This window comes from Teredinibacter haidensis (assembly GCF_014211975.1).
GTDB lineage: Bacteria > Pseudomonadota > Gammaproteobacteria > Pseudomonadales > Cellvibrionaceae > Teredinibacter > Teredinibacter haidensis.
The window spans coordinates 4,902,501-4,915,572 of the sequence record NZ_CP060084.1; the positions used below are offsets into that span (position 1 = coordinate 4,902,501).

Consider the following 13,072-nt stretch of genomic DNA (forward strand, 5'->3'; position numbering starts at 1 on the left):
GGAGACTCCTTAACGCAGGTATTCGCGGGAAACAGATTCGCTACAGTGCCATCTGCGTACATTTAGATCACGCGCGCGGTTATGCCAATGAAGAGGACTGGAAGCGTAATCGTATAATACGAAAGACGTCTATCCGTGAAAAGTTGATTGAAACTCCGGCAGGAATAAGTCAGGCGCAAAAGAGTTAGTTGCTCGTAGCGGAACAAAATATGAAGGATATTATTATGTCGCCTTTGTCTGGGGTATTGGATTGTGAATTGATTGTCGGTAACTCCAACCCTCGATTTTCAGGTGTAACGTCCACTATGCTGCAAACCTTGCCTCATCAGGCATCTATTATGTCGGTGAGAGTGATGGGGGATCATCACTTGTATGACTCCTCAATGGCGATTTCATTTTGGCAGGTGGCCCGATTTTTTAGAAAAGTATTGCCCGATGGACGCTGGCGAATTTTCCATGCGCGTCGTAATGACGAAATGATTCAAGCCTTGCTACTTAAATTTATTTTTAGAGTAAAAGTAAAAATAGTATTCACATCAACCGCTCAGCGCAACCACTCGGCTTTTACACGTTGGTTAATGTCGAAAATGGATTCGGTTATTTCTACATGTGAAGCTGCGGCTAGCTATCTGTCGTTTAAACCTGACGCTATTATTCCGCACGGAATTCAAATAGAAACCTATTTTCCCGTCGATGATCGTCAACGACTATGGCAATCGCAGGGTATGGGGGGGGAGAGAGGTCTAGCGATATTTGGGCGTGTGCGTGAACAAAAGGGGGTACATCATTTTGTGAACTCATGTATTCAGGTGCTTCCAGGTCGCCCTGGTTATACTGCGATTATTGTTGGCCGAATTTCCGTTTCTAATGAATCTTTTGTGAATAAGCTTAAGCTAAAAATAGCTGACGCAGGTTTGGAGGGGCGAATACGTTTTCTTGGGGAGTTACCGTTCGAAAAAATCCCAGAATTATTTCGTTCGGTTTCTCTGGTTGCCGCTTTAAGTAAAAATGAAGGGTTCGGCTTGACGGTGCTAGAGGCTATGGGTAGTGGTACCGCTGTATTGGCGACAGATGCTGGAGCATGGAGAGAGGTCGTTCGCGAAGGGATAGATGGTTTTGTGGTTGCTCCAGAGGACCAAGCGGCTATAACTGAGAAACTGAATGAGATGCTAGCTAATCCAATGGTTTTAGATGGAATGGGATTACACGGCCGTGAGCGTGTATTAGATTGTTATACCGTTGAGCGAGAAGCTGCATCGCTCTGCAAGTTTTTTTGCTCCCTTCAATAGTACGACTAAGTATGAAACGCGTTCAGTTCAAGATGAAGTTGTTGCACCCTCGATATTGGCTATCCTGGTTTGGGATCGGTTTATGGTGGTTATTGGTTCAGTCTTTTCCGTTTCGACTTCAAATTTTTTTAGGTAATCAGCTGGGTGACTTACTTGTTAAATATGGTGGTTCTCGTCGAAATATCGCACAGCGAAATATCGAACGCTGCTATCCAAACCACTCAGAAAAAGAAAAGTTTGAGTTGTTAAGGGAGGTATTACGTTCTACTGCTATCGGCATTTTTGAAAGTGGTGCAGCGTGGTTTTGGCCAAACTGGCGAATAAAAAAACATTTTCGCCTGATTGGTTATGACCATCTCCAAGCCGTTGAAATGCATGGTAAGGGCGTACTATTTATGGGCATACATTTTACGTCGATAGAAATGGGTGCTGCTTTTGTTAATACGGTGACCTCCATCGATGGCTTTTATCGACCCCATAAAAATGCAGTGTATGAATATGTGCAGGCGAGAGGCCGTATTCACCGCAATCGAAAAAGTCAGGTTATTCCCAACGGTGACGTGAGAGGCATAGTGAAGGCTTTACGTGGTGGGCACTTTGTAAATTATGCGCCTGATCAGGATTACGGACGAAAGCGGAGCGTGTTTGTCCCCTTTCTCGGTGTTCAGGCTGCAACTGTAAAGGCGCCTGCACAACTTGCAAAAGCTGGAAACGCGGAGATTGTACCATGGGTTGCTCGAAGAAGAGCTGACGGTGGGCATGAGGTGGAGATATATGCCCCGATCACCTCTCTGCTGGGAAAGGGCGACATTGAAGATGCGAATACGATGAATCGTTTTATCGAGGCCAGGGTAAACGAAACCCCCGAGCAGTATCTTTGGGTTCATCGTCGTTTTAAAACTCGCCCTGAAGGCGAAGAGCCGTTCTATAAAGGAATATAACGCCATATTCATATTCCACCGTTGTATGCGGTATGTGTTGAATGAGGTTTGATTGAGCGGAGCCGTGTTATGGGTTGCTATGTGGTCGTTTACAGATGACTCTGCGGTACAAGGCGATCATTTCCCGTGAAACATTTTCCAGGTGGTGAAGAGATAGGTCTGGCTTCTGATACCCATCAAATCTATTTTTTTCAGTTTCTTCTAACGCAGCTCTAAGAGCGGAAACGTCCTCGCAGGGAAAAAGCCTACCCGGGTATTCGTTCAACATATCTTTTGGACCTTCAATATCTGAAGCGATAACTCTTACACCTGCATCCAGAGCTTCGAGTACCACGCGTCCCATCGGCTCTTCGCGAGAAGGGCAAACGAAAACATCAAATGCGGCATAGTAGTCTTTGACATTATTTTGAAAACCGAGGAATCTAATGTTTGGGCGGTTATCGCTCAGCTTTTTCAATTTTGTGGCGTCCCGCCCTTCTCCAATCAGTAGAAGTAGTGCGTTGTCGAGGTTCGCGGTTTTGAATGCTTCTATTAGCACATCCCAGCCTTTGCTGTTTGACAGTCGGCCAACGCCACCTATTACAAAGGTTTTCTCTGTGGCGCCGAGCTGATTTCGTAACTCTCCAATTTTATTCAATGGCAGAGCAGGGTGTGGAAGTAGTGAGTTTCTAATCCATTGAACTTCACCGGAATATTCATTGGGGATGTGCTCAAGTTGCCAAGGAGAAATGGCGATGAGTGCATCCATATCCAGGAACTGAGCGCCATTTACACCAATATGCAAGGTTGATATTTTAACTGCATCTGTTTTGCACTTGGCAATAAGGCGGGTTGGGCGCCTCAGATGCGCATGAATAACCTGTGGCTGCCAGCGATCAATTATATTTTGAATAGATTTGCGGGTAAAAAAATTGGGGTTTACTTCCTCGACCTGAACGCTTGGGTTTAGATGTGGTTTGATACAGGCACCGCTCTTTTTTGCTTGATTTTCCCGTGTGATTAGCAATACGTCATGGTCGCCGCATTGCGCATTACAGGATTCCACCGTTGAACGTTCCGTTCCTGCAAAACCTTTGGAAAGCAAGATGTGAATGATTCTTAGGCGGTTACTCATCTGGTCTTGACTATTTGCATTCATGTTATCTAACGTCGAAATAGGGATGTTTCGGGACTTAATATCAGTCCGTTTATTTTCTATATAATAAAAATTTGCTACTGGCTGACGGAAGTTTCGGAGTGGTTTCCTAATCAATTGAGGACGATCCAGCAGGCGGATACCGAAATATTTTTACCGTTGGCGCGCGTTACACCCTCTCTGTAGCTTCTTGACTAGGTCGTAAGTGTAGACGGTAATAACCATACTAAATTTTACCATGGGATTCAGGGGGAATTTGACAATATTTCGTATCGATTGGCTCTCCCATGGAGTTGATATCTTGTAGGGTACGCCGTAAACGCTTCCGGTAAAATTATTTTTTTACAGAATTTCCAGCCTAGGGATGATACTACGCTAATAATATAAAAAACATCTGACTGACTCCTGAATGATTGGAATCCAGAACGAGATCACGAGCGAGTATACCTATATTGCTTGCTTTGATCTGGTGCGCTAGAAAGGTACCATATTTGTGGGTGCTTCAGTAGGAAAAATAGCCAATCACGACATGTTTTTACGGCTGGCATCGCGGGAAGCATATAGATAAAATTTGCATCTATGATGGGCATAGACCATCTTTTACGGCGTTCGCGTAGAGCACTTAAATATAACTATTGACCAGTCGGTGAATTGCTAGTGGCCATCATTTTTCGCAGGAGTAAACGGCCTAGCTTTAGCCGGAGCGTTAGTAAAGAAAAAGACCTTGATCATGTAAGTGTTAAGTTTGCAGTGTGTTCTTAGTTTCGAAGAGCGCTCTGGATACAATTCAATACAACGTGTATTCTGCCGCTAATTTTATTGATTGCTTTCTGTTACTACCACACAATTGTTGTGTTTTTTGAGGGGCTATCGTCCGGTAAAAGTAAGGTGCTGATCATTTTTTTCGGGTAACGCCTCTTAGCTTGGTTGCGTAAAAATACTGGAGGTAAACTATTTTGGTTTCACGCTGCTCGTGATGACGCCTCTGTCCCCGATATTCGTTTGAATGAAGTTCAAGTATGCTATGGATTGAAAGTTATGACGCATTTTGAGAACCGCCCGTGGTTGAGTGTCCTAATACCGATTTACAATGTCGCGGAGTTTCTGGAAGATTGTATTGACTCTGTTGCGAGGCAATGGATCGAGGGGGTCGAGGTTTTAGTCCTTGACGATGCCTCTACAGACAATTCAGAAGAAATTATTTTACAGCTAACAGGGCGGTACAGCTTTCTTAAATCGTATCGACACGAGCTTAATCGGGGGGTTTCTGCCGCGCGAAATAGCTTGCTAAAATATGCCAGTGGTGAGTATATCTGGTTTTTAGATTCGGATGATTTTATATTGCCCAATGCACTGCATGAGATACAGTCGCAGCTTAAATCAAAAGAACCAGATATTTTAATGTTTGACTATATCATGGTGTCAGAGGATATAGCGGCTTTGACCGCGACAGAAAGCAGCGGCCACCATATTGCAACATTGGATGTAACTGGGAAGCAAGCGCTTTTGGCTAACAAAGCCAGAATCTTGATGGGCATGCTACGTAAACGACGTTTCCAGACGTGGGCTAGAATTAGTCGATACGAACTTTGGAACTCTGGACTGACGTTTCCAGAAGGTAAATATTTTGAAGATCTTTTTTGTGTGCCAGAATTGGTTTTTTCTGCGGAGCGATTTGCTTACTGCCGATTAGCGTTGATAGCATACCGCGAACGATCCTCTAGTATTGTTCAGTCCCCAGATGTAAAAAAGGTGGCAGATTTACTTGCTGCAGCCTGCAGCGTTTTAGATCTATGGAGCCGCTCGAATTACCCCTTAAACCGAAAAATCCAGCTTGTCCATATACGGTTTTGCGCAATCACGTTTATTAATGGCATGAAAATGCTGAAAAAGAGTGGCTTGAATACTGAGGATAATCGTCAGATGTTACGTGACTTTTGGTTTAAATCGTTAGACTTAAATATCTTCCAGTTGATAATTTGCTTCATGTCTAATGGCCGTTTCGGGACCTTGATAAGGTTTCTGCGACATATGTACGGCCCAATACGATTAAGGGTTAAATGATTTAAGTCGAACTCTATGCGTGCAGATTGTTGTAATACAAAAAATTTAACAATGTTGTGCTGCGTGAATAAATGGGGCTTTCACCAAACGCCAGAGCATAGATGCGCTTGATGGTTATCTCTTCTGGCACCACTCGCATTGTGGACGCGAGTGGTAAGGTGAAGCATATCGTCGCCCTCGAAAATGGCGACGGTTTTCCTGGTCTAGCGTCATTCGGTTGTCTTGTTATCTAATCACTGAAATCGCCAGTTGATAATTAGCGAACTACTCATAATAACAGCAAAAATATCTGGTTGTGGGCTGTAAGGATTGGTGTTCTCTGGGTCGTCTTCTAATAGCCTGTCTCTCGCTAAGCCGCTGGCATAGCGTACCTCGAACATTACATCAAACTTGTCGCTTAGGGGTAGGTAGCTGGCATTGATGCCAGTGAGGTAGCCGTTTTGCGGCAACCCCGTATTCCAGGAGGCTGCGCCGATGAACCCGCCGAACCGGATGTTAGTATTGAGTTTATATTGGTAGTCGAGTGCGCGATAGCCGAGCAGTTTCTGGTTATCTATTTGGTCAATATCGATGCCTGTACCTAGTAAATGCTGGTTGTCGCTTCCAAAGGTATTACGAATGCCAAAGCCCAAGTGGTAGCCGCTACCCGTATTTTTCGTTGCATCGTAAGTCGAGTTTTTCGTGTCGTAGCTGATAGAGTAGTAGGTTGCTCCAATATTTAAATAAGGCTCATAGGCAAGAGAGCCTGCGGAAGCAAAGCATGAAAAGACGAACATAGGTATTACTTTTGTTTTTGTTCTAAATGGATTTACCATCGTATAACCCCCGAGATCTGGCTGTAGCTTTCCCCAAATACATCATTCCCAAATAGAAATCGGCCTCCCAGCGTGATTCTCTTAAATATCTGACTATATTCTGCTTCAAGTAAGTAACCTGTTTCGTAGCTAGAAGATGAATAATCTTGGTTGCTGACCTGACGGTATTTGGTGATTAAGGTTTTTTCACTGTTTATATGCCAGTTAAGTTTTACTGTGTGGCTATCGGCTCCAACCGCGTCGTTAAAGTTTCGTTGGCTCGCGGCCCAGTGGCCCATTATACCGTTGTGTTGGCGAAGGCCGTCGCCGTAATTCCCATTAACATACCAGCTGTTTTGCCATTCTGCATGCTCGTAAGATAGGTCAAGTTTATCGGTAATTTGGGGGAGGTGAATACCAAGCATTAGAGATGTGTTACCCAGATGAAAGTCTGAGGTTTTTGATGTGTCCTCGCCGGCATATTCCATATAAATCGATATCGGAAAATCACCAGTAAATGTGTAGCGGGTTGCTATAGACGAAAGTTGGTTGCCAAAGTCGTTTCCTGAATCACCGCTGTTGTCTTGTTTTTTTGCATTAATAAAGGCTTTGTACAAAGTGGACAAACTATCGTCCCTGTCGGCGCCGCCGTATTGCAGTAATCGATTAAATGAGAGAGAAAATCCCTCTATGGGTTCCGCACTTGCGTGTACACCTAGCAGCTTTGGTTTGCCGGTTAATCTCTCGCTGTGATCTTCACTCAATATGACATCGGATTCGGACATTTGGGTTAGAAATATCTCGTAGCGAATGCCGAACTTTGTTAACGGTGTCGTATTGGATACCGTCACACCAGTTGAAGTTGCTGCGTTTGTCGATTGCAGCATATCGCTTTCCTGGAAGGGGCCGAACCAGTGGGGGCGATTGCCGATGTCGGCCTGTATGTATTCGTTGCCAATGGATAAGTAAGTATTTTCTAGATACTGGCCTTTTTCTGCTAGTGATTGGTCGTAAGCCAGAGCGCCCATATTAAGGTTTACCAAGCTTGACACTTTCCAGTAGCCTGCAATTGATCCTTGATATGATCCGTTTGTATCTGCCCCCCTGCTGTTCGGTTGGAATACGGCTTTCCCTGAGCTGCTAGAGACTTTAATTTGTGCGTGAACAATGCCAGCATTGTGTTCATAGCGCTTCAAATAGTGGTTAAGAGTTGCCGTTAGTGAGGGGTTTTTGTCGCCCAGCTTAGCGATTGCTTTGCGCACGTTTTTTACCGCGATTGGCCGCTTAATAATCGGCATATTTACTAGGACAAAAAGTTTTTCTACTTTCGCCTCAACTCCTGGGTCGAGGTGAATCGGTAGGTAATTTTCGGCAGCTATGCTCTGCGAGCAGAAGAATAAAGAGCTAAGAAATAGCAGCGGTTTTAATCTATATCCGTATGAACTTTTCATTTTAATTTTGTTTGATTGTTTAAATGTGTTGTTTTTCGTTGGCGATTTTCATCAAGGGCTTTAGCTCTGACAGTACTATGTCCGGTGTGATTTCTTTCATGCAGTCGAACCTTCCCGAGCAAATAGGTTTGTTGTTACAGGGAGAACAATAACGTTTTTGGTAAATAATTTTGCTGGTCTCGACTCCGGCATAGGAGTAAGGGCAAGTTGATCCAAAAAGGCCAATGGTGGGGGTGCGAAACGCGTGCCCTAAATGCATAAGCCCGGTATCGATCCCAATAACCAGTTTTGCGTGTTTTATTAGTTCACCCGCTTGGCTGTAGGTTGTTTTACCCACTAGGGAAATGGCGCCAATAGCGGTGGCAATCTCCCCCCCTTTTTCGGTATCTCGCTCTAAACCGAGAATAACAGTTTTTAGCTGGTAGCGTCCGCGAATGCGTAGAGATATCTGCTTCCAGTACTCGTCTGGCCAGCGCTTGTGAGCGAAAACTGAGAAAGGGCAGATAACCGCATACCTTTCAGTAGGATAGGGAAATTGGAATTTATTTACTAGCGTTTGGGTGGTCTCTGCCGGTGGCGCAACAACCATTTGCCAGGGGGTATCAGGCATCCCAATCTGGCTGAGAAGGTATCGGTACTCCGAGCCGAGCTGAGTCTCTTCCCCGATGTTTCTGGAGATGGTTTTGGTTGCGAACCAATTGCTTCCCTGGGTAGCCCCGAGGGCAATACGAATCCTGGTGCCGCTTAACCACGTAATGAAGCTGCTGAACATGACTCCCTGTAGGTCGAGGGCTATGTCGAAGCGGCGTCTTCTAAGTTGGCTCTTGAGGAGGATTATTTCCCGGTAGAGCTTTAGGAACTTTCCTTTACGAAGTAGCTGCAGCCAGTAGTCTTTATCCCAGGTGATCAAGTTATCTATATCGGGGTTTGCTACTAGAAGGGGGGCATATTTTGCCTGAACGACCCATGTTAGGTGAACATTGTCGGAATGGCGTTTTATCAGGTATGCCATGGGGCTAGCCATAACCACATCGGTGACATGGCTAAGGCGAACCACCAAGACAGATTTTTGCCGAGAGGATCGGGGCATGGTAATAGGTGCCTGAAGTAGTGTAGGGGGCGGAGCTATAGTTGTTGCAGTTGCCGCCATTCGGACAAAGGAGTAATAATACCATGAATACCCCAGGTCGACGCCTGTCTGGGGGGGTGAAGCGCGCGAATTCAGATGGTGCAGGACGCTGACATACAGCTGAAATATTTTTGTGAACTTTAGCTAAAAAAATCTTGACTCATTTGAATCTGAGTGTAAGATACGCACCCTCTCAACGGCACACGCCAAGCGAGAAGTTCTTTAAAAATTAGGAAATGAAAGAAGTTGTAAAACATTGCATTTAAGCGATTACAACAATTCACACTCAGATGAAAGTCTGGGTATGAGAGTTTAATTAAGTAGCTTATCCGGTGTAATTGTTATTACGACAGCATTCAAACAATGTGTAGAGACACTTAGTTATCGACTGGTGTTTGACGCGGACTAATGTAGCTTTAGTTTTAGAGTTGCCTGATAGCCAGGTAATTTTTGGAGTTACAGATAGCGTATTGGATATCAGAGAGAATTGTAAATAAGTCGACATCAAAAACTTGTTCGTAAAGCGATATAGGCAGTTATCTGTGTTATATGGTCAAGTGAATAAGTGCACACGGTGGATGCCTAGGCAGTTGGAGGCGATGAAAGACGTAGGAGCCTGCGATAAGGTTCGGGGAGCTGGCACACAAGCATTGATCCGAACATTTCTGAATGGGGAAACCCACCCGCTTGCGGGTATCTTGCACTGAATACATAGGTGTAAGAGGCGAACCCGGGGAACTGAAACATCTAAGTACCCGGAGGAAAAGAAATCAACCGAGATTCCCTTAGTAGCGGCGAGCGAAAGGGGAGCAGCCGAGAATATAAGAAGTAGCAGAACGCTCTGGAAAGTGCGGCAATAGAGGGTGATAGCCCCGTACGCGAAGCTTTTTATATTCCATATTAAGTAGGTCGGGACACGTGACATCCTGACTGAAGATAGGGGGACCATCCTCTAAGGCTAAATACTCCCAACTGACCGATAGTGAACCAGTACCGTGAGGGAAAGGCGAAAAGAACCCCTGTGAGGGGAGTGAAATAGATCCTGAAACCGTGTGCATACAAGCAGTTGGAGCTCTTCGGAGTGACAGCGTACCTTTTGTATAATGGGTCAGCGACTTATTGTTTGTGGCAAGGTTAAGCGCATAGCGGAGCCGTAGAGAAATCGAGTCTTAATAGGGCGTCGAGTCGCAAGCAATAGACCCGAAACCGGGCGATCTATCCATGGGCAGGTTGAAGGTTAGGTAACACTGACTGGAGGACCGAACTCACTAACGTTGAAAAGTTAGGAGATGACTTGTGGATCGGAGTGAAAGGCTAATCAAGCCCGGAGATAGCTGGTTCTCCCCGAAAACTATTTAGGTAGTGCGTCGTGTCTTACCCTCGGGGGTAGAGCACTGTTTGGGCTAGGGGGTCATCCCGACTTACCAACCCCATGCAAACTCCGAATACCGAGGAGTACAATCACGGCAGACAGACTGCGGGTGCTAACGTCCGTAGTCAAGAGGGCAACAACCCAGACCGCCAGCTAAGGTCCCTAATATCGATTAAGTGGGAAACGATGTGGGAAGGCTTAGACAGCTAGGAGGTTGGCTTAGAAGCAGCCATCCTTTAAAGAAAGCGTAATAGCTCACTAGTCGAGTCGGCCTGCGCGGAAGATTTAACGGGGCTCAAATTGATAACCGAAGCTGCGGATGCCTTAGGGCATGGTAGGGGAGCGTTCTGTAAGCCTGTGAAGGTGTGTTGTAAAGCATGCTGGAGGTATCAGAAGTGCGAATGCTGACATGAGTAACGATAATGGGGGTGAAAAACCCCCACGCCGGAAGATCAAGGTTTCCTGTCCAACGCTAATCGGGACAGGGTTAGTCGGCCCCTAAGGCGAGGCAGAAATGCGTAGTCGATGGGAAGCGCGTTAATATTCGTGCACCGGCTGTTACTGCGATGGAGAGACGGAGAAGGCTAGGCCAGCATGGCGTTGGTAGTCCATGTTTAAGGTAGTAGGCTGAGGGTTTAGGTAAATCCGGACCCTTAAGGCTGAGAGCTGACGACGAGCCCTTTTTTGGGCGAAGTGGTTGATGCCCTGCTTCCAAGAAAATCTTCTAAGCTTCAGGTAACAGACGACCGTACTGTAAACCGACACAGGTGATCAGGTAGAGAATACCAAGGCGCTTGAGAGAACTCGGGTGAAGGAACTAGGCAAAATAGCACCGTAACTTCGGGAGAAGGTGCGCCGCTGATGGTGATGGGATTTACTCCCTAAGCTATTGGTGGTCGAAGTGACCAGGTGGCTGCGACTGTTTATTAAAAACATAGCACTCTGCAAACACGTAAGTGGACGTATAGGGTGTGACGCCTGCCCGGTGCCGGAAGGTTAATTGATGGGGTTATCTTCGGAGAAGCTCTTGATCGAAGCCCCGGTAAACGGCGGCCGTAACTATAACGGTCCTAAGGTAGCGAAATTCCTTGTCGGGTAAGTTCCGACCTGCACGAATGGCGTAACGATGGCCACGCTGTCTCCACCCGAGACTCAGTGAAATTGAAATCGCAGTTAAGATGCTGTGTTCCCGCGGCTAGACGGAAAGACCCCGTGAACCTTTACTACAGCTTTGCACTGAACTTTGAACCTATTTGTGTAGGATAGCTGGGAGGCTTTGAAGCGTAGACGCTAGTCTATGTGGAGCCAACCTTGAAATACCAGCCTGATATGTTTGAGGTTCTAACCTAGGTCCCTTATCGGGATTGGGGACAGTGCATGGTGGGTAGTTTGACTGGGGCGGTCTCCTCCCAAAGAGTAACGGAGGAGCACGAAGGTTGGCTAATCATGGTCGGAAATCATGAGGTTAGTGTAATGGCACAAGCCAGCTTGACTGCGAGACTGACAAGTCGAGCAGGTACGAAAGTAGGTCATAGTGATCCGGTGGTTCTGTATGGAAGGGCCATCGCTCAACGGATAAAAGGTACTCCGGGGATAACAGGCTGATACCGCCCAAGAGTTCACATCGACGGCGGTGTTTGGCACCTCGATGTCGGCTCATCACATCCTGGGGCTGAAGCCGGTCCCAAGGGTATGGCTGTTCGCCATTTAAAGTGGTACGCGAGCTGGGTTTAGAACGTCGTGAGACAGTTCGGTCCCTATCTGCCGTGGGCGTTGGAAAGTTGAGAAGAGTTGCTCCTAGTACGAGAGGACCGGAGTGAACGAACCTCTGGTGTTCGGGTTGTCATGCCAATGGCATTGCCCGGTAGCTACGTTCGGAAGGGATAACCGCTGAAAGCATCTAAGCGGGAAGCCTCCTTCAAGATAAGCTTTCCCTGGGGCTTGACCCCCTGAAGGGCCGTTAAAGACTATGACGTTGATAGGTCGGGTGTGGAAGCGCTGTGAGGCGTTGAGCTAACCGATACTAATTGCCCGTGAGGCTTGACCATATAACAGAGATGACTGTGTCATCGCTGAGAATAAGTTAAGTCGACAAAACTGATGAAGAAAACATCAGACGTTACAATTCCAAGCGATAATTGAGTGACTACTCATTCATCGAGTGCTGTTTAATAACAGCTGGATAAGATACTTAAACGCTTAAAGCAGTGTTGAAAACTTCTTTCATTTCCCCTTATTTCACTGAAATTGTTCGTCGCAATTTCCGATAAGTCTCCTGTTAAGTTGGAGGCCAGTAGTTAACCGCTGAAAAGAGTTGAAGTGATACTGGTTTGCCTGACGACAATAGAGCATTGGAACCACCTGATCCCATCCCGAACTCAGACGTGAAACGATGCATCGCCGATGGTAGTGTGGCGCTTCGCCATGTGAGAGTAGGTCATCGTCAGGCTTCAAACAAAAACGCCTCGATCAGAAATGGTCGGGGCGTTTTACTGTGCGCGAGAAAATGACCTGTAACGACCTATTCTGGATCTGGAGGTAAAGCCCGCGCCTTTATCAGGGTTCAGATAGAGAAATATCTAACGGTTCTGCCTATCCCATCGCCTCGCTATGCTCCCCCTTCCCGCCTCTGATTGCTCTAGACGTCAATGTATATAAAAACTCACACGCTACCCACTGGGCCCCCGCTCGGGCTTTTTATGTTGTGTCAGCCCGTTACGACACAGGGTGATGGGCTGCGGGGGGAGTACTATCGATGCTTAATGTTATTCCTATATGTTTCTGGCGCCTAAGTTATGCGCGCCTCCCTTGGCGGGGTTTGCCGTAGGTCGCTAACCCCTTCCTTGCTTTGTTTTTAAGTGGGTTTTTCTCTCAATACGAGGGAGAAAAAGAGTTAA

The 13,072-nt window shown here is 46.3% G+C and carries 8 protein-coding genes and 2 rRNA genes (1 of these 10 running past the window's edge); 6 read left to right on the forward strand and 4 right to left on the reverse strand.

Features of this window, described 5'->3' with window-relative positions:
• The 3 genes in view from H5715_RS19855 to lpxL are tightly spaced (at most 21 nt apart) and all read left to right on the forward strand, a layout consistent with a single transcriptional unit that may run on beyond the window.
• Positions 1-188, forward strand: partial view of a glycosyltransferase family 2 protein gene (locus H5715_RS19855; RefSeq protein WP_075187330.1) — the final stretch only. Its footprint begins 634 nt before the window's first position; only the last 188 of its 822 coding nucleotides appear in the window; the start codon falls outside the window, past its left edge; its stop codon occupies positions 186-188.
• 21 nt (positions 189-209) lie between these two features.
• Positions 210-1,289, forward strand: coding sequence for a glycosyltransferase family 4 protein (locus tag H5715_RS19860; RefSeq protein ID WP_075187327.1), 1,080 nt, complete (start codon positions 210-212; stop codon positions 1,287-1,289).
• An 11-nt stretch (positions 1,290-1,300) separates the two neighbouring features.
• Positions 1,301-2,230: an LpxL/LpxP family Kdo(2)-lipid IV(A) lauroyl/palmitoleoyl acyltransferase gene (lpxL, locus tag H5715_RS19865; protein ID WP_075187326.1), complete on the forward strand. Its 930-nt coding sequence runs from the start codon at positions 1,301-1,303 to the stop codon at positions 2,228-2,230.
• Between the two features lie 67 nt (positions 2,231-2,297).
• On the opposite strand, the gene H5715_RS19870 is transcribed toward lpxL, so the two are convergent.
• Positions 2,298-3,368: a glycosyltransferase gene (locus H5715_RS19870; protein WP_075187325.1), complete on the reverse strand. Its 1,071-nt coding sequence runs from the start codon at positions 3,366-3,368 to the stop codon at positions 2,298-2,300.
• Positions 3,369-4,403: 1,035 nt separating this feature from the next.
• Between H5715_RS19870 and H5715_RS19875 the strand changes: the two genes are divergently transcribed.
• Positions 4,404-5,429: a glycosyltransferase family 2 protein gene (locus H5715_RS19875; protein ID WP_075187324.1), complete on the forward strand. Its 1,026-nt coding sequence runs from the start codon at positions 4,404-4,406 to the stop codon at positions 5,427-5,429.
• A 233-nt stretch (positions 5,430-5,662) separates the two neighbouring features.
• Here the strand turns inward: H5715_RS19875 and H5715_RS19880 are convergent, their stop codons facing one another.
• Genes H5715_RS19880 through H5715_RS19890 form a run of 3 tightly spaced genes read right to left on the reverse strand, consistent with a single transcriptional unit; the run spans position 5,663 to position 8,764 of the window.
• The gene (locus H5715_RS19880; protein ID WP_139309890.1) at positions 5,663-6,205 is read right to left on the reverse strand and encodes a hypothetical protein; all 543 of its coding nucleotides are present in this window, start codon (positions 6,203-6,205) and stop codon (positions 5,663-5,665) included.
• A 32-nt stretch (positions 6,206-6,237) separates the two neighbouring features.
• Positions 6,238-7,674 (reverse strand): capsule assembly Wzi family protein, encoded by a 1,437-nt coding sequence (locus H5715_RS19885; RefSeq protein WP_246434628.1) that lies wholly within the window; start codon positions 7,672-7,674, stop codon positions 6,238-6,240.
• A 19-nt stretch (positions 7,675-7,693) separates the two neighbouring features.
• Positions 7,694-8,764, reverse strand: a complete 1,071-nt coding sequence (locus H5715_RS19890) for a glycosyltransferase family 9 protein (RefSeq protein ID WP_075187322.1) — start codon at positions 8,762-8,764, stop codon at positions 7,694-7,696.
• A 590-nt stretch (positions 8,765-9,354) separates the two neighbouring features.
• Here H5715_RS19890 and H5715_RS19895 point away from each other — a divergent pair.
• Both H5715_RS19895 and rrf read left to right on the forward strand, forming a co-directional pair.
• Positions 9,355-12,223 (forward strand): 23S ribosomal RNA (locus H5715_RS19895).
• A gap of 285 nt (positions 12,224-12,508) precedes the next feature.
• Positions 12,509-12,624: ribosomal RNA gene (gene rrf, locus H5715_RS19900) — 5S ribosomal RNA — on the forward strand.
• The last annotated feature ends 448 nt before the right edge of the window (positions 12,625-13,072 follow it).